Source organism: Acinetobacter nematophilus (assembly GCF_026344175.1).
GTDB classification, from domain to species: Bacteria; Pseudomonadota; Gammaproteobacteria; order Pseudomonadales; family Moraxellaceae; genus Acinetobacter; species Acinetobacter nematophilus.
In genome coordinates, this window is sequence record NZ_JAPKMY010000019.1 from 15,527 (window position 1) to 33,708 (window position 18,182).

An 18,182-nucleotide genomic window follows, 5' to 3' on the forward strand; every position below is an offset into this window, starting at 1 on the left:
GAAGTTTTTGCTTTTGGTGGTTTTGTTGCGCCAATCATATGTATCAAAGCAGCAACGCTACTCAATCGTGATTAGCGGGTTTGATTTTACTTGGCAGCGTTGCATTTGTTTGTTCAGTTGCAGTGTTCTTATTGGCAAATACGCATAAAAATAACTTTTTATCTCTCTCATTTAAACAAGGAAATTGAACTCAATGAACTTACCAAACAACTTTAAGAAGAATATTGCGGCTAAGCAACCCCAATATGGGATGTGGTTAAGTACAGCATCGCCATATGTAGCAGAGATTGCAGCTACATCGAAATACGATTGGTATTTAATTGACGGAGAACATGCTCCAAATACAATCCAAAGCTTACATGGACAATTGCAAGCAATGGCACCTTACAAAGGTCATCCTGTGGTACGTGTAGTAGAGGGGACCAAAGCCAATATCAAACAAGCGTTAGATATTGGCGCACAAACTCTACTGATTCCAATGGTGGATACTGCTGAACAAGCACAAGAAGTTGTTGATGCAACACGCTATGCGCCACAAGGCACACGTGGTGTTGGTGCAGGTGTTGCACGTGCTGCACGCTGGGGGCGTGTAGAAAATTACATGGCAGAAGCCAATGAAGATATCTGCATACTTATTCAAGTTGAAAGTAAAACTGCTGTTGAAAACTTAAATGAAATTTTAAAAGTTGAAGGTATCGATGGTGTATTTATTGGTCCTGCAGACTTATCAGCATCGTTAGGCTATCCAGACCAAGCAGAACATGAAAATGTACAAGCGGTTATCAAAAAAACAATTGATAAAATTCTTGCATCAGGCAAAGCAGTCGGCTTTTTAGCACCCGATCCTGCTGTGGCTAAACGGGCAATTGAATGGGGTGTGACCTTTATTGCAGTGGGTGTAGACACCATGCTGTATACCCAAGCACTTGATGACCGCCTAAATTTGTTCAAACAAAGCAATACTAACCTTGAAGTGAAATCTAGTTACTAAAAGAGATAACTCAAAACGTAAAAGGAAAGACACGATGACATTAGAAAGCTATCAACATTATATTAATGGTCAGTTTGTCATATCTACCGATCATTTTACCGTGGAAAATCCAGCCAATCAGGATGTATTGGCTTATATTCCCAGTGCGACCCAATCAGATATAGATGCAGCAATTGATGCAGCACGTCAAGCGCAAAAATCATGGGCAAAAAAATCAGCAATTGAACGTGCACAATATTTAAAAAAAATTGCCAATAAAATTCGTGAGAATGTGCCACGTTTAGCCCGCATTATCGTAGAAGAGCAAAGTAAAGTCGCATCACTTGCAGAAGTAGAAGTGAAATTCACAGCTGATTACTTAGACTATATGGCGGAATGGGCGCGTCGTTTAGAAGGTGAAATTATTCAAAGTGATCGTGCGAATGAACAGATCTTCTTGTTCCGTAAACCACTCGGTGTAGTTGCAGGGATTCTGCCTTGGAATTTCCCATTCTTCTTAATCGCACGCAAAATGGCACCAGCATTACTCACTGGTAATACTATAGTCATTAAACCAAGTGAAGAAACCCCAATTAACTGTTTTGAATTTGCAAAATTAGTTGCAGAAACTGATTTACCAGCAGGCGTATTTAACGTTTTAGGCGGAAAAGGTGAAGTGGGTGGTCTACTTTCTTCAAGTAGCGAAGTCGATATGATTAGCTTCACTGGGAGTATTGCAACAGGTAGTCGCATTCAGGCAGCTTCAGCACCCAATATTACTAAATTAAACCTAGAGCTCGGTGGTAAAGCACCTGCGATTGTATTGAATGATGCCAATCTTGATTTAGCTGCCAATGCTATTTGGAATTCACGAGTCATTAACACCGGGCAAGTCTGTAACTGTGTAGAACGTGTTTATGTACAACGTGATATTGCAGACCAATTTATTGAAAAAGTAACAGCGTTAATGCAAAGCACACAATATGGCGATCCAAGCAAAATGAATGATCTACATATGGGTTCATTAATTAATCAGCAAGGCTTAAATAAGATTGATACACAGGTTAAACAGGCGATTGAACAAGGTGCAAAAGTTGTAACAGGTGGAAATATTGCCGATCTTGGGCAAGGGTATCACTACCAACCAACAGTACTGATTAACTGTAATAACAGTATGGATATATTACATAAAGAAATCTTTGGGCCTGTGTTACCAATTGCGATTGTAGATGATTTAGATCAAGCAATTGAATACTCAAATGACTGTGAATACGGTTTAACGTCATCGATCTTTAGTCAAAACATTAACTCAGTAATGCAAGCATGCCGAGAATTGGCATTTGGTGAAACTTATGTAAATCGCGAGCACTTTGAGGCGATGCAAGGTTTTCATGCGGGTGTTAGAAAGTCAGGTGTAGGCGGTGCAGATGGTAAACATGGATTATATGAATATATGTATACCCATGTCGTTTATATGCAGAACTAATCAACCAAACCTAATCATCAAGACTAAAGATTTATAGCGTAAGTGACAGGGAAGTCAGCGCTATAAATTGACAAAAAAATACAGCGCCTCGCTGTGTTTACGGGATTGCTTTGCGATAAGGAAATCGAACATGCTTCAACCACATTATATTTTAGACAGTCATATTCATCTATTTGATGCTTCACGTGCTGAAGGTATCCCTTGGCCTGTTGCAGGCGATTTAATTTATCAAACTTATCTTGCTGATGATGTTGAAAAAGCTTTGACGCCTTTAATGATCAATAAAGCAATAGCAATCGAAGCAAGTGCTTGGTTTTCAGATAACCAATGGTTACTCAATCAAGTGAATCAATCAGATTTTTATGCAGGCTGTGTGGGCAATTTAGATATCAATAGCCCTGAGTTTAGCAAGCAATTTGAAAAGTTTAAATATCACAAGAAATATCTTGGAATTCGTTACGGTAATTTGTGGGGGCGTAACTTAAAAAACATTTGTACTCAGCAATCGGTATTGCAGCATCTTAAACAATTGGCACAAGCGAATAAATCATTAGATGTTGCTAATCCTGATATTGAGTTACTTGAAGCAGTCTTGAGCATTAAGCAGCAACTGCCTGAATTGAGTGTCATCATTGACCATTTACCGAATATTCAATTGATTGATGGGCAATCACAATACTTAAAGTTAATTCAACAACTTGCTCAGATGGAAAATACATACGTTAAATTTTCTGAAATTATTCAGTTGAAACATACTCAACAACGCTTTGATGTGGCGTTATACCATCAAGAATTAGATCGAATTGTTGAGTGTTTTGGGGGGGCGAAAATCATGTTTGCTAGCGATTACCCTAATAGTGAGTATTTAGGACCAGTCACTAGCATTATGCAATTGGTACAAGACTATTGTGAAGGAATGTCACAAACAGAAGTAGATCAATTGTTTTATCAAACAGCAATAAAAGCCTATTCATTAACAATTGAAGTCGAGGCGAAATAATGAAAATTATAGCGAATAGAATGCAAGTGAATATGGGGCAGGAAGCCGAATATAAGCGACGTCATGATGAAATTTGGCCCGAATTATCGCAGTTATTAAAAGAACATGGCATTCATGAATATCGCATATTTTTAGATGAAGAAACATGTGCATTATTTGCCATATTCATGGTGGAAAATCCTGACCGTTTAATTGATCTTCCATCGAATCCAATCATGCAAAAGTGGTGGGCATATATGAAAGATATCATGCCATCAAATTCAGACTTTTCACCTGTCAGTACCGAGTTAAAAGAAGTGTTTTACCTTCCATAAATTAATAAGGAGATTAGCATGGAATTAATTGTTTTAGGTGTGTTCTTACACTTCGTTGGCGGCTTCGCATCAGGAAGTTTTTATATTCCGTATAATAAAGTGAGTGGGTGGAGTTGGGAGAGCTATTGGATCATAGGGGGAATATTCTCATGGCTAATCGTTCCATCGGTTGCAGCATACTTAACCGTTCCCAATTTTTTTGAGATTATTTTAACAGCAGACTCCAAAACTTTATTTTGGACATATATTTTTGGGGTTCTATGGGGAATCGGTGGTTTAACATTTGGCTTAACCATGCGTTACTTAGGTTTATCACTTGGTATGACCATTGTTTTGGGACTATGTTCCGTATTTGGAGCAATTATCCCACCGATTTACAAAGATCTATTTACCACACAAACAGAAAATACTTTCACTGCATTAATACATAGTAGTGGCGGTAGTTTGATTATCTTGGGTGTAATCATCACGATTATTGGGATTTCAATTTGTGGTAAAGCAGGCATGATCAAAGAACGAGAAGTGTCTGATGAAACTAAGAAAGAATCAGTAAAAGAGTTTTCATTATCTAAAGGTTTAACGGTTGCGATTATTTCTGGTGTGCTGAGCGCATGCTTCAGCTTTGGTATTTCAGCAGGTAAACCACTTGCAGATATGGCTTTAGCGTATGGCGCGAATAGTTTATTTCAAAATAACGTTACCTTTATTTTAATTATGTGGGGTGGTTTAACGACCAATGCAATTTACTGCATATTCTTGAACCTTAAAAATAAGAGCTATACCGATTATACCAATACATCTACCCCATTATTATTGAACTATTTACTGGTCGCGCTTGCAGGAACATTGTGGTATCTACAATTTTTTTTCTACGGTATGGGGGATAGTCGTTTACATAATGAGGCAAGCTCATGGATTTTACATATGTCATTCATTATTTTGACATCGAATTTATGGGGCTTTTATTTTGGTGAGTGGAAAGGCACATCAAGCAAAAACCGTAAAGTGATTTATTTAGGGATATTTGTGATTCTGATTTCCGTATGTCTTGTTGGATACGGTAACTATCTTAATCATAACGAATAAGGAATAAAAAATGTTATTAAAAGATAAAGTTGTAGTGATTACAGGTGCATCACGCGGGATTGGACGTGCTGCGGCGTTAGAGTGTGCTAAACAAGGTGCAGATGTAGTGATTGCTCATAGTGGTCGTCCAACAGGTAACGATGCAGCTCAAAGTCTGATTATAGAAATCCAAGCTATTGGTCGTCGTGCGATTGATGTCGGTGCAGATTCAGCAAGTTTGGATACAGGCGAACTGATTATTCATGAAGCAGTAAAAGCTTTTGATAAAATTGATGTTTTTGTAAATAATGCGGGTATCTGCCCATTTCATTCATTCTTAGATATGTCAAAAGATTTATATATGCAAACGGTGAACACTAATTTAAATGGTGCTTACTTTGCAGTACAAGCAGCGGCAAATCAAATGAAAAAGCAGGGTAACGGTGGTTCAATTATTGCTGTTAGTTCAATCAGTGCACTAGTTGGTGGGGGAATGCAAACACATTATACCCCAACCAAAGCAGGCTTGCTGTCTTTGATGCAATCATGTGCTGTAGCTTTAGGTGAATATGGCATTCGTTGTAATGCGGTTTTGCCAGGAACAATTGCAACAGATATTAATAAAGAAGACTTAGCAGACAAAGAAAAATTTAATTACATGTCAAGTCGTACTTGCTTAGGGCGTTTAGGTGTTCCTGAAGATATTGCAGGACCAATCGTATTTTTAGCCTCTGATATGGCGAGTTATGTCACTGGCGCATCATTATTGGTTGATGGCGGTTTATTCGTAAATCTACAGTAATTTTGAATTGTTTTTAAGGATTAAAAATGAAAAAATTTTCATTGAAGAAAATTGTACTAGCTTCTGCTGTGGTATTGAGTGGTCCAAGTTCAAATCTTGCATTTGCAACAGAGGCATTTGACAAAGAAAGCCCGTGGATGCTCGGAAATTGGAGTGGTAAACGTACAGCATTAAAAGATAAAGGCTATAACTTTACTTTAGGTTATACAGGCGATTATGCAACAGTACTAGACTCAGAAAAGGGTAGTGGACATTCAAATGCATATGCAGATCAAGTCAATATTGCAGTAGATCTCGATTTAGCTAAAATTTTCAATTGGGAAGATACAGAAGCGCGTATTAACATCACAAAACGTGGTGGTAATGCATTGCAAAACGAATTTGATGCTTTAAATGGTCAGATGTCACAAGTACAAGAAATTTATGGTCGTGGTCAAACTTTCCGTTTAACTGAACTTTATATTAAAAGGAAATTTTTTGATGGTAAGTTAGACATTAAGGCAGGTCGTTTTGGTGAAACTTATGACTTCAGTTCAATGGATTGCGAATTCATGAACGTTGCAATTTGTGGTAGTCAATTTGGTAATTGGGCAAACTCTCCTGCATTAGGTGGTTCAGATTGGTTAAACGGACCAGTCAGTGCTTGGGCATTACGTGCAAAATATAATATTTCACCAGAATTATATGCTCAAGTGGGTGTCTATGAACATAACCTTGATAACCTAAAACGCAGTCAAGGCTTCAATTTAAAAATGAATGGCGATGGTGTTGTTATTCCAATAGAAGTAGTTTGGAGTTCTTTGGTAAATCACTTACTCGGTATTTACCGTGTAGGTTATTACACAACAACGTTTAAAGAAAAAAATGCCGATGATAACTTAAGTAACCTTAAACAAGGTGTATGGTTACATGCTAAACAACAAGTAACAAGCTTTAAAGGTGATGATAAACGTGGTCTAAGCTTGGCATTACAAGTTGGTGCATATGGTGATCGTAATAATGGTCCAATTAAAGACTATCAAACTATTGTTTCTACTTTTAAAGGTCCATTTAATTCACGTTTAAATGATGAAATTGGAGTAGGTTTGACCAAGCTTACAGGGAATGATAAATATAATTTTGCATATGATTCTGAATATAATGCAGAAATTTATTATGCATACCACTACGCACCATGGTTAACAGTTCGTCCAAACATTCAATATGTGAGTAATATCGGCGCCTTGGAAAGTAGAGGGGATGCTTGGATTTCGGGCATCAAATTTAATACCTCTTTTTAAGAAAAACCTCAATCTTGGCAGGATTATAGTTTATCAATTCAGCTATTCCTGCGGAGTCTGCCCAATTTTTTAAATAAAAAATTGAATGAAAAAACTTGGAGGGGGAAAGGAGACTTGAACTCCCGACCCCAACCTTGGCAATATTCACCGACATAAATTACATTAAATTTATTAAAGTGACATAAAATTAAATATATGTAAAACATATATTTATGTTGTTAATATTTTTGGATGTAATTTAATGTAGGGTAGAGTAAAAAGAAGTTGATCACTTTAAAAGTTATATAAATTCAACAATAATTGCCAACATAAAATTCTATAGATTTTAAGTTTTATCATTTGGTAAATTTACTGGGTGAGTAAGTGGATGTTATTTTCAATCGGGTCTTCGATCATTTTGAGTATCTGAACGAATCTGACCCGTAATAGCGTTTGAGAGATTTTAATAAATCGGCTAGTACACTCGCTCATGTGACTATTTCATCAATCTGTGATAGCAATATCTGCTCCTTAAGTTCCAGATTTTACAATGGTCATCTGATTCTTGAAAATTACATTAAATAAAGCTTGTTTGAATGCAATCGCTTTTTCGGCTTTGTTGTACAAAGATGTAAAAGTTTAAGTTTCCTAAGCTTTTAAATTCAAGTTGCAACTTGGATTTGAGGTCTGCCTAATTTAGTGAATTTATCGAGAACAGCCCCATTCGTGTAAGGATATCATTGATCTAACTTGAGCTTGTAGTCTGTCAGCATCCGGTATTCCTGCTTATTCAGCTGGCTTCCAGTTATGCGGTAGCAATTCTTCAATGTAGCTCAATTTCTGTGTAGAGGTATTCAGTACATCACTCAAATAGTTAGACTGATCTAGGTCAGTATTGTTATTGATTTGAAAACTTTATGCCTATTTAGCCCAATAGCTGTGCTTTCCTGTTCTTTTGATCTCACGATAGACTGTTAATCTGGAACGTCCAAGAGATGTAACGAAGGTGGAGATTGAATATCTACTATTTTAAAGCAGTATAAAATCGTATCTATCGTCTTGATAAAGTTGGGTATATTCCTTCATTGTGTCTTTCGAATTATGAGTTGAATAAAGTTCAATGATTCTAATGACTTAACTTTCTAACTAACTACAAAATTATCACACTTCTATTTGAGTTATAAAAATTAAGATACGAAATATATTTAATATTTTTATTTTTTATAGACATTATTTAATGCTAATATTCTTAGGATTTTTAACCAAATATGTGATTATATATACAATTCAATTAATAACTTATGGAAGATGTAATGCTAAATATTGATAAACAAGCTTTAGAACAAGCTTTAGCAGTAACAATGAATTGGAATTTTGATTTAGCAAAAGAGAAACTTTTGGAATCAAAAGAATGGTCAAGTGAAAAAGCTGATCGTGCAGTCAATGACTATAAAAAATATATGGCATTGATGAAAGCAATGGATGGTTATCAATTAGTTCCTAATGAAGAAATAGATGAAATTTGGCACATGCACATTTTAGATACGCGTCAATATATGCAAGATTGTAATGAACTATTTGGTGAATACATGCATCACTACCCATATTTTGGAATGTTAGGCGAAGAAAATAAGACTCAATGGTTAGAAACACAAACTTTATCTGAAAATGTATGGGAACAACTTTTCGGTAATAAACTATATAGTTCGACAAATGTGGGGCAGAAATGTCCTCAAGTTTGTCCATGTCACGTAGAAGCTGTAACAAATAACACAGAAGCTTTAAAAGCTGTAATTTAATAGAAGGGGGATTTATGCGAGATTTATTACAAGATAAAAATATTACATATTTCCCCTCAAGACTTCAGATGCAGTCGAAAATTGATAGAAAAGTCTTAGATAAATTTGGATTTCAGATATTACGCAATTTCGGTACTTCATCAGAAAAATTAAAAAATTTTATCATGGGGTATGGTTATAGGCTTTTTTATACCGAATCTTTAAATGGATGGCTACATACTTTTGAGACACAAACTGATGCTACTGAATTGTCAGAGGAATTAGAACCAGGTGGATTTCATACAGATTTTATGTTTCAAAAAGAGCCGCCAAGATATATAGCTTTACAGTGTATTAAACCAGACCCTAAGTATCCTCTTTATGGGCGTAATCAGGTTGTTAAGATTGATAACTTAATTAATGCAATCACTAAGTGTGGTGTTGGCAAAGATCAATTACGAGAATTACAAATTGAATATGTATTAAATGGTAAAATATATAAGCAAAATTTATTTGATGATGATTTGAAAAGTATTAAGTATCACCAAAAGTTTGCTTCTAATAATATAGTCTTAAATGATGATCTAAAAATTATTGAATTAATCAATAATCTCAGTTTAAGCATTTGTGAGGATATAGTGCTTAAGTCTGGTGACTTATTACTAATAGATAATCACACAACACTACATCGACGTTCGGAATGCTCGGTTAGATATGACTTTGAAAAAAGAATTTTTGAAGGGCGAAAAATGAACTCAGCTCGGTTTAATTGATGGAAATTAAGTTAAATAATAGCAACAAATTCAAAATAATAGAGATTGACAATACTCATTATAGAGATTTGTTTTTATTAAAATCAGATGATGTAAATCTAGTCATAAGCTTAGAGACATTTAACATTTTAAAGTTGTTAAAAGAAAAAGGTAAAGCAAAAATAGCAAACCTTAGTAAAGAACTTAAAGAGCTTATTAAACATAATTTAGTTATTTGCAGTGATGCCAACCTAGATATTTCAAGCAGCCTCTATATCTGGTTGCATCTAACTGATGAATGTAATCTAGATTGTAAATATTGTTACATTCCCTCACTACATTCAAAAAACAAAATAAGAGATGGCTTTTTTGAAAAATTAGCAGAAGTTATCATTCGAGATAAGTCTAAATATAATGAAGTTAATTTGAAGTTGGCAGGAGGAGAGCCGTTTCTCACATTGAAATCGTGGAAGATTGGTTTTAATTTTTTTGTAAAAGAGTTGCGTGAAAATGGTATAGCTCTGAATATTAGAGTCATAAGTAACTTAACTATCATCAATGATGAGATAATAAATTTTATAAAAAATTATAGAATAAATCTTTCCTTTTCTATAGACAGTTTAAATAGCGAAAATTCAAGGATTTTTTATAGAAAGAATGTTAACTCATCAGCTAAAGTTTTAGAGAACCTAAAAATACTGAACAATAGTGGTATTACACCATCAGCAATGATCACTGTAGATAAATCTAACTATAAGAGTGTTAAGGATTTAGTCGAGTATTTAATTGATAATGATATAGTATTCAGAATTAGTGACGATAAAGGAGAGTCTAATTTTACAGATGAGTTTGAGTTTGCACTAAATCAAACTATAGATTTGTTAAATAAGGCTGCAAAAAATGACAAAGACATAATTTATAAGTTCCTTATTTCTGACTTGAATACTCTATATCCTAAAGCTGAACCATGTTCAATGGGGAAAACAGGTACAGCTATTTATATGAATGGAGATATATTTTTTTGTCATACTGAGTTTGGAACTGAAAATAAATTAGGTAATCTCTGGTCAATAAATTCATTAGATGAAACCATTCGATCTGGATATCACAAACATTTAAATTTAAGTTCTGATTGCGATAAATGTTCATACCGAGCAATTTGTGCTGGTGGTTGCCCTTTATATAGAGTAAATGGTAAGAGTCCTCAATGCACTACCTACCAAAATATTATTAGAAATGTGGTTGAACTTTATGAAAAATGCGAATAATGATTTTTTTATTAAAGGTATTCATGAAAAAAACCTTAAAGGTTTTGATTTTCAAATAAACCATGGTGATATTGTTTTTATTGGAGGTGTAAGTGGCTCCGGTAAATCTACCTTGGTTTTAGACGTAATTTATAGGGAAGCACATCGGCAGCATCTAATCCGTAATGCAACAGATGATCTATATCAATATGCAGTAAGACCAAATTTTTCAGAGGCTTCAATGCTTGTTGAGAGTGATATGGTCACTCAGAGAGGCTTATTTTCTAGTATTACGTCTACTTTTGGAACAAAAACAAATTTAATCAATGATCTAAGAGATATATTTGTTAAGTATGGTGTGGTTAAAAATGATGACCGAATAATATCAAAGAATACATTTAATGAAGTTATAAATTTTAAAAATAAATTATATTCAGATAGCCATGTATATTATATTTTAAATCTTAGATCATTTAATGAAGTTAATGTTTTAAAGTCTTTTAAAAAAGATCATATAGCGTATGTTAGAAATCTTAAAACAAATAAAATAACAAAGGTACAAATTGACAAATTAAAAAAATACAACTCTGACGACTATTTTTTTCTGGTTGAAGCTGAATATGCAGTTGATAGTTTTCCATTATTTTTAATAGGAAACGATATTGAAATTAACTTCGATGAAAAATATATTGATGTTGAAAATAATATCTTATTTAGCCGTCCATATCTGTCACTATTTACTAAGTCAAAAAGTTCAACTAATTCTGGGCTATGTGTTAAGTGTGGTGGAAATGGCGATATTGTAGATTATGATAGAAAAATCATAGATTGTGATAAAAAAATATCTGAAAACAATATTTTGTTAAATACTAGTGAAAAAACTGGCAGATATGAATCACTTAAATTCACTCCAAATGGACTTGTTGGACTACTTAAAAGACAAAATATAGATATTAATAAAACATATAACCAACTCTCAGAGGGTGAAAAAGGCTCATTTGATCAGTTAATTTTGGATAAGTTGGTGAGCAATAATGTTGAATCATTACTCTTAAAGAGCCTTTGTAATGAATGTAATGGGACAGGGTATAAGGCTGATGTATCTCATATTTTTGTTGGGAACTTCAATTTTACTGAATTGGAGAAAATGACTTTAGAAGAAATTTTAGTAAAGATTGGTTGTTGTATAGAAGCAAATGAACTTGCTGATTTCACAAAAAAAAATAACATATTAAAAAAATTGAAAATCAATAATATTGCTTTAAATAGAGGTTCATTAAATTTAAGTTCTGGAGAAGTACAAAGGATTAAGATATTTGATTTATTGAAAAATAAAATTAGAAAAAAAATAATAATTATAGATGAGCCCTCTGTAAATCTTCACTACAACGACAATATACCGATTTTAAATTTATTACTAGAATTGAATAAATATGAAAATACATTAATCATTATTGACCATAATGAAATTTATAAAAAAATTTCTAATAAGTCTTTTTATTTAGGACCTGGCTCTGGTAGTAAAGGTGGACTTCTATTTTCTCCTGATGATGAAAAATTAGTTGATGAATATAAAAGAAAGGTCAGACATGAAAAGGAGGTAAAATTTCTCTTAGCCCAAGTGAATAATGTCAATATAGATCAAATCAGTATCCCAGAAAAGGGAATAACGTGTTGCATTGGATCTAGTGGCTCAGGAAAGACAACTTTATTGACAAAACTTCTGCCTAAATCCTTTGAAGAAAGTAATATAAAATATGCTATTTTTGATAGTAAGCCTATATCAACTAATATCCAATCCATCGTAGCTACGTATATTAATGTCTTTGATAAAATTCGTACTATATTTGCGAAGAAGACAAATATAGAAGCCTCTTTTTTTAGTTTTAATAGTCGTGGCGGGTGTTCAACTTGCAAAGGGCATGGAATTATTGAAAATAATTTATGTCCATCTTGTTTAGGAACTAGATATAGCGATGACATTCGTTTGATCAAAGTTGGTGGAAATACTATTAATGATATTCTTCATATGGAGATTTCATCTTTAATAGAACTAGAAGACTTTAAATTTTTATCAAATATCTATCAATTTATGGAGGCTCTAGGTCTTGATCATCTAACATTAGGACGAAGTGTATCTAGTTTAAGTGGTGGTGAAGCTCAACGTTTAAAGCTAGTTGAATTTCTTCTTTCAACGAATAATGTTAATTTCATAATATTAGATGAGCCATGTCGAGGGCTTGATAAAAAATCTATATCAAAAATGTTGAAGCTCTTTGATGAGAATCTTTATGAAAAATCTATATTAGTAATTGAACATAATATTGATTTTATTAAACAATGTGACTTCATTATTGATTTAGGTGAATCAAATACTAATAAAACTAAAGATAATATTACTTTAGGCTGTATAAATGATTTTAATTTTCCTAGTTTAGAAATTTTTGATTTTGGAGATTATACTCATAACAATTTCCAGTTTGATGTTAGTTTAAATAATGAAATAAAAGAGAATTATTTGTTAAGTAAAACTTTAATTAATCAACAAAATTTTGCTTTAGAGAAATCATTTTACCGAGATTCAGTATTTAATTCAGATGAGAATATTATTTTTTATAAAAATCATCATGAGATAAATAAAGTAAATGAAAGAAATGACCATTTTTTTTATAATCCTTTTTTTGATGAATTATATCAATTCCCTTATATTGATTTTAAAAAAAATAAATTTATTGAAAATTTAGATGAGGCTTGGAGTTATTTAGTTGAGACTAATAGCTTTGAAGATGCTTTTATCAGAGGGAAAGGTGTAGTTGCTACAAAAAATAAGGATCTAATTTACCATACGGTACGTTCTTTATCTGTCATTGATAAACATATTGGTCCTTTAATTGATTATAAAAATTATTTTAATGTATATAAAAATTCATGCAGAATTTGTAAAGGGTATGGAATAATTAAGTCTTATCCATTTGATGAATATATGGATAAAAAATATTCTATATTTGATTATAATTTTTTAGATTGTGATTTATTGAAAATATTACCTAAAAAACTGATTAAATTTTTAATAAATGATTTTAAATTTCCTTTTGACCTACCTTTTAATGATCTGAGCTTAGAAGCTCAAAATATTATTTTATATGGTGCTAAACATATCAATTTTATTCCAAGTTTAACGGATGATAAAGGTGTTTGGAGAGGACTAAACTCTTATACATATTTTTATGGCTCTAAGCTAAACTCTAACTTTAAAAGTTCTGCCATAAGAACTATTAGTTGCCCATGTTGTTATAAAGGATTTAATAATTCTGTTAATTATTTTTCTATAAAGGGTGAAAAAATATTTGATTTTTATTAAAAATAATACCTGAGTTATAAGCTAATGCGCTCATGATCTTAATAATAGATGTATTCTGATTTATAGTAGACACATTTTTGCTTCTAGGTGTTATAGGAAACATATTGGCTTATTTTAAAGCTTAGTCCGAAGTGATCCTAGCCAAAATAATGGACAATGATTTCCTCTAAAGATAACGTAACGTTAACTTTGGAGATGTAAAATGGCTAAACGCTTTAGTCCAGAATTTAAACAACAAGCAATTGATTATGCACTTTCAAACTCGCACGAATCTGTGGCTGCTATCGCCCAGAAATTAGGTGTGGGTTATTCAACATTAGATAAATGGATTCGTGAGACCAACCCCACTGGTTCCAGCAAAAGACAGCTCTCGCCAGAACAACAGCGTATTCTCGATTTAGAAAAAGAAGTCAAACAAATCAGGGAAGCTAACGATATTTTAAAAAAGGCGCATGTGTACTTCCTGACAGATCATGCCAAGAAAAGTACACGGTAATCCAAGGCCTAGCTGTGACTGAAATTACGGTTTCTTCTGCCTGTAAATGCCTAGATGTCGGCACTTCAGGCTACTATGCTTGGCGAAAGAGACAGATTTACGTCAATCAGAAGTACACTGATTTAAAAGCTGTATATTGGCAACACCATGCTCGCTTAGGAGCACCTTCATTGGTGCACGACATGCATGATTTAGGTTACTGCATGAGTGAACGTACAGTTGGAAGGATGCTGAAAAAGCTCAGTTTACGCAGCAAGATTACACGTAAATATAAGCATACGACTGATTCAAATCATCGTTTGCCGACGGTACCAAATTTATTAGATCGCCAGTTTACAGTCACTCTGCCAAATAAAGTTTGGACAACAGACATCACCTATATCCGAACCAAAGAAGGTTGGCTGTATTTATGTGTGATGCTAGATTTATTTAGTCGTCGTATTATAGGTTGGCAAACCAGTCATCGGATAGATCGTCAATTGGTATGTGATGCATTTAATTATGCAATGGCACGTCAGGGATATCCAACAGGTGTCATGTTGCATTCGGACCAAGGCTCACAGTAATGTAGTCGTGATTTTAGAGCACTATTATTGGCGAATAACTGTATTCAAAGCATGTCACGTAGGGGGAATTGTTGGGATAATGCGGTGACTGAAAGCTTCTTTCATACATTGAAAGGTCATGTGATACATGACAGTGTATTTGCCACTCGAAAAGAAGCCAATGCTGTCTTGTTTGAATATATTGAAGTTTACTACAATCGAATCAAACGACATTCTGCAAACGGCTGGTTAAGTCCTGAAGCCTTTGAACATAAATATTTTAAGAATTTAAAGGGATATGTTGTCCACGATCATCTTGGCCACCGAAGATAGGGAAGGTTAATAAAATTTATAAGTAGATTCTAGTAAATAATTTTAATTAAATTAAAAAACATTAATTAAATCAATAATAAAAAACCCCGATCTTTCGATCAGGGCTTTTTGAATTTGGAGCGGGAAAGGAGACTCGAACTCCCGACCCCAACCTTGGCAAGGTTATGCTCTACCAACTGAGCTATTCCCGCGGAGTCTGTCCAATTTTTTAAATAAAAAACTGAATGAAAAAATTTTGGAGCGGGAAAGGAGACTCGAACTCCCGACCCCAACCTTGGCAAGGTTATGCTCTACCAACTGAGCTATTCCCGCGGAGTCTGTCCAATTTTTTAAATAAAAAACTGAATGAAAAAATTTTGAGCGGGAAAGGAGACTCGAACTCCCGACCCCAACCTTGGCAAGGTTATGCTCTACCAACTGAGCTATTCCCGCATGCGGTGTATAATACATCAACAAATGATAGGGTCAAGATTTTTCTGCAAGGTTCACGGTCAATTGCATAAAATAAAGACATTTTTATGAAAAAAAATTCAAAATTTAATTTAAAACATTCCAATCTGGTTGTAAAAGTCTAGCTTTAGTCACGGAGAAGTATACAGAATCCGTTATACTATCGAATCTACCCGTTGGCATCTCTAAAAGGAATCCGCATGAGCTTAGAACAGCAATTGATTGAACAGTTAAATCAACTTGAGCCCTCTCATTTAGAAGTGATCAATGAGTCCTCTGGTCATGGTGGATATTTCCCAGGAAAAGAATCACATTTTAAAGTGGTGATTGTCAGTGAACAATTTGCTGGACTACGTTTGGTACAGCGTCATCAAAAGGTTTATGCAGTCGCCAAAGAATTACTCAGTCCTGGAAAAATTCATGCTTTGGCAATTCATGCCTACATTCCAAGTGAATGGCAAGGTCAAGCACCTGCAAGCCCTGAATGTGCACATGCACCTAAGTCATAACGCTTAGGAAGACTAAAGATGGATATACATTTATTCGTTAAAATTATTCACATGACCAGCGTTGCTTTACTCATGCTGGTTTTTGTTTTACGTGCAGTGACTTTATTTGTAGGTACAGAAGGTCAACAGCCAAGTTCAAAAGGACGTGTTGTTTTGGTTGCCTTACAGCACCTCTCTTTGACGGTCATTGTACTCACGGGTATCACGTTGTTAATCATCAATGATTTCAAAGTACAGCCGTGGTTTTATGCCAAAGTCATGCTGTTTATGGTCTTCCTTTCCTCTCAAATTAAAGCCTATAAAAAAGATGACTCAGTGCTTTTGGTTCAACGCCGTGCAGGTATGGTGATTGGCGCGGTGGCGTTGATTGCAACGCTGGGTTTAGTGATGATTAAACCAGTTTTTGGCTGATTGTTAGACATGAATTTCACACTTGGATGAGGTCTGGGTTAAACTGCATACAAGTTTAAAAATAATGAGATATTGGGGATTTGTATGTTAACTCGTGTGGTGTTTAACCAAAAAGGCGGTGTAGGAAAATCAAGTATTACAGTAAACCTTGCAGCGATCAGTGCGCATCAAGGTTTTAAAACACTGGTGATTGATTTAGACCCGCAAGCAAATTCAAGCCAATACCTGCTAGGTGATGATGCAACCTATTCTGCTGAAAAGACGGCTTTAGAACCCAATATTGAAAACTTTTTTAATGATGTGCTTGGAAACAATCAGCAAAAGGGGCTGATTGGAAATGCACTGGGTACACTTCTCAAAACAAAAAATAAGGGCTTTGAACAATATATTCATCGCTCGCCATTTAAGGATTTGGATGTTTTGCCTGCAAGCCCAAGTTTAGGTGAATTGGAACATGCGCTAGAGTCAAAGCATAAGATTTACAAGCTGCGTGATGCCATTCAAACGTTGTCTGATCAATATGAACGTATTTATATTGATACACCTCCCGCATTTAACTTTTTTACTTTGTCTGCATTGATTTCGGCAGATCGCGTATTGATTCCATTTGATTGTGATGTATTTTCAAAACGTGCCTTACAAACCCTGATAGAAAATGTCATTGAAACACAGGATGATCATAATGATCGCCTTGAAATTGAAGGCATTGTGGTGAATCAATATCAGGCACAAGCAAAATTACCCCGTGAAGTGGTACAACAGCTTAAAGATGAAGGTCTGCCTGTTTTGGAGAATATGCTTCCGCCATCGGTATTGATGAAAGAATCACATCATAAAAATCTACCATTAATTCATTTGGCTACAGATCATAAATTGACTCAAGCCTATCAATCATTGTTCAATGAGATTGATAAAAAATAATTTCGAGATTGTAATGAAATCATTGAAAATGACTTCTGTTAAATTATCCGTTGTTGCTTTAGCGACGGTACTTGTGTCGGCATGTGCGACAACGGTAAAGCCAACTTATGTATCACCAACTCAGTACCAAGCCATGAACTGCATGCAGCTCAATACTGAGTTTAATCGCATTCAGCAGTATATCAACAATGGTGTTCAACCTGCGAAACGCACGGGCGTTGGTGTTGGACTCGGTGTTGGTGGCGGTTGGGGGAGTGGTGGATGGGGCTGGGGAATCGGTCCAAGCATCTCGGTAAACTTAGGACAATCTTCAAATACTAAGAACACTGAACTCTCTCGCTTGTATGGTGAGCAAGATGCGCTTTCACAAGCGGCTCAGTTTAAAAACTGCCCTTATGTACCTAAGCGTCAGCAAGTAAAAAAATAAATGCTTTAATCCTATAAAAAAGCCGATTTTAAAAATCGGCTTTTTTTAACTTATTT

15 protein-coding genes, 3 tRNA genes and 1 pseudogene are annotated in these 18,182 nt (G+C 34.4%); 16 read left to right on the forward strand and 3 right to left on the reverse strand.

What is annotated here, in order from left to right:
- The first annotated feature begins 193 nt into the window (after positions 1-193).
- The 12 genes and pseudogenes from OSH00_RS20040 to OSH00_RS20095 all read left to right on the forward strand — a co-directional run bounded on the left by OSH00_RS20040 (position 194) and on the right by OSH00_RS20095 (position 15,408).
- Positions 194-991 carry an aldolase/citrate lyase family protein gene (locus OSH00_RS20040; RefSeq protein WP_266131891.1) on the forward strand — a complete coding sequence of 266 codons (798 nt, stop codon included), beginning with the start codon at positions 194-196 and terminating at the stop codon, positions 989-991.
- A 34-nt stretch (positions 992-1,025) separates the two neighbouring features.
- Complete coding sequence (gene aldA / locus OSH00_RS20045) at positions 1,026-2,456, forward strand: aldehyde dehydrogenase (RefSeq protein ID WP_266131892.1); 1,431 nt, start codon at positions 1,026-1,028, stop codon at positions 2,454-2,456.
- 130 nt (positions 2,457-2,586) lie between these two features.
- A complete protein-coding gene (locus tag OSH00_RS20050) occupies positions 2,587-3,456 on the forward strand; it encodes an amidohydrolase family protein (protein ID WP_266131893.1) in 870 nt (289 codons plus the stop codon).
- Complete coding sequence (rhaM, locus tag OSH00_RS20055; protein ID WP_266131894.1) at positions 3,456-3,770, forward strand: L-rhamnose mutarotase; 315 nt, start codon at positions 3,456-3,458, stop codon at positions 3,768-3,770. The genes OSH00_RS20050 and rhaM overlap by 1 nt, the downstream gene beginning before the upstream one ends.
- A gap of 18 nt (positions 3,771-3,788) precedes the next feature.
- Positions 3,789-4,856, forward strand: coding sequence for an L-rhamnose/proton symporter RhaT (rhaT, locus tag OSH00_RS20060; protein WP_266131895.1), 1,068 nt, complete (start codon positions 3,789-3,791; stop codon positions 4,854-4,856).
- A gap of 10 nt (positions 4,857-4,866) precedes the next feature.
- Positions 4,867-5,637 (forward strand): L-rhamnose 1-dehydrogenase Lra1, encoded by a 771-nt coding sequence (locus OSH00_RS20065; RefSeq protein WP_266131896.1) that lies wholly within the window; start codon positions 4,867-4,869, stop codon positions 5,635-5,637.
- Between the two features lie 26 nt (positions 5,638-5,663).
- On the forward strand, positions 5,664-6,917 hold the full coding sequence (locus OSH00_RS20070; RefSeq protein WP_266131897.1) for a carbohydrate porin: 1,254 nt from the start codon (positions 5,664-5,666) through the stop codon (positions 6,915-6,917).
- Positions 6,918-8,209: 1,292 nt separating this feature from the next.
- On the forward strand, positions 8,210-8,695 hold the full coding sequence (locus tag OSH00_RS20075) for a glycine-rich domain-containing protein (RefSeq protein ID WP_266131898.1): 486 nt from the start codon (positions 8,210-8,212) through the stop codon (positions 8,693-8,695).
- Between the two features lie 14 nt (positions 8,696-8,709).
- A complete protein-coding gene (locus OSH00_RS20080) occupies positions 8,710-9,447 on the forward strand; it encodes a TauD/TfdA family dioxygenase (RefSeq protein WP_266131899.1) in 738 nt (245 codons plus the stop codon).
- The gene (locus OSH00_RS20085) at positions 9,447-10,694 is read left to right on the forward strand and encodes a radical SAM/SPASM domain-containing protein (protein ID WP_266131900.1); all 1,248 of its coding nucleotides are present in this window, start codon (positions 9,447-9,449) and stop codon (positions 10,692-10,694) included. The genes OSH00_RS20080 and OSH00_RS20085 overlap by 1 nt, the downstream gene beginning before the upstream one ends.
- Positions 10,678-14,034: an ATP-binding cassette domain-containing protein gene (locus OSH00_RS20090; RefSeq protein WP_266131901.1), complete on the forward strand. Its 3,357-nt coding sequence runs from the start codon at positions 10,678-10,680 to the stop codon at positions 14,032-14,034. Before OSH00_RS20085 ends, OSH00_RS20090 begins: the two co-directional genes overlap by 17 nt.
- Before the next feature lie 202 nt (positions 14,035-14,236).
- Positions 14,237-15,408, forward strand: a pseudogene (locus tag OSH00_RS20095) (IS3 family transposase).
- A gap of 115 nt (positions 15,409-15,523) precedes the next feature.
- On the opposite strand, the gene OSH00_RS20100 reads toward OSH00_RS20095, so the two are convergent.
- From OSH00_RS20100 to OSH00_RS20110, 3 genes are all read right to left on the reverse strand, one after another.
- Positions 15,524-15,599, reverse strand: a tRNA-Gly gene (locus OSH00_RS20100).
- A gap of 45 nt (positions 15,600-15,644) precedes the next feature.
- A tRNA-Gly gene (locus OSH00_RS20105) sits at positions 15,645-15,720 on the reverse strand.
- Between the two features lie 47 nt (positions 15,721-15,767).
- Positions 15,768-15,840: transfer RNA gene (locus OSH00_RS20110), tRNA-Gly, on the reverse strand.
- Between the two features lie 218 nt (positions 15,841-16,058).
- Here OSH00_RS20110 and OSH00_RS20115 point away from each other — a divergent pair.
- The 4 genes from OSH00_RS20115 (at position 16,059) to OSH00_RS20130 (ending at position 18,126) form a co-directional block, all read left to right on the forward strand.
- On the forward strand, positions 16,059-16,367 hold the full coding sequence (locus OSH00_RS20115) for a BolA family protein (RefSeq protein ID WP_196075994.1): 309 nt from the start codon (positions 16,059-16,061) through the stop codon (positions 16,365-16,367).
- 18 nt (positions 16,368-16,385) lie between these two features.
- Positions 16,386-16,778, forward strand: coding sequence for a SirB2 family protein (locus tag OSH00_RS20120; protein WP_266131902.1), 393 nt, complete (start codon positions 16,386-16,388; stop codon positions 16,776-16,778).
- A gap of 84 nt (positions 16,779-16,862) precedes the next feature.
- On the forward strand, positions 16,863-17,699 hold the full coding sequence (locus tag OSH00_RS20125) for a ParA family protein (RefSeq protein ID WP_196075996.1): 837 nt from the start codon (positions 16,863-16,865) through the stop codon (positions 17,697-17,699).
- 13 nt (positions 17,700-17,712) lie between these two features.
- Entirely contained in the window at positions 17,713-18,126 is a 414-nt protein-coding gene (locus OSH00_RS20130) for a hypothetical protein (protein ID WP_196075997.1), read from the forward strand.
- The last annotated feature ends 56 nt before the right edge of the window (positions 18,127-18,182 follow it).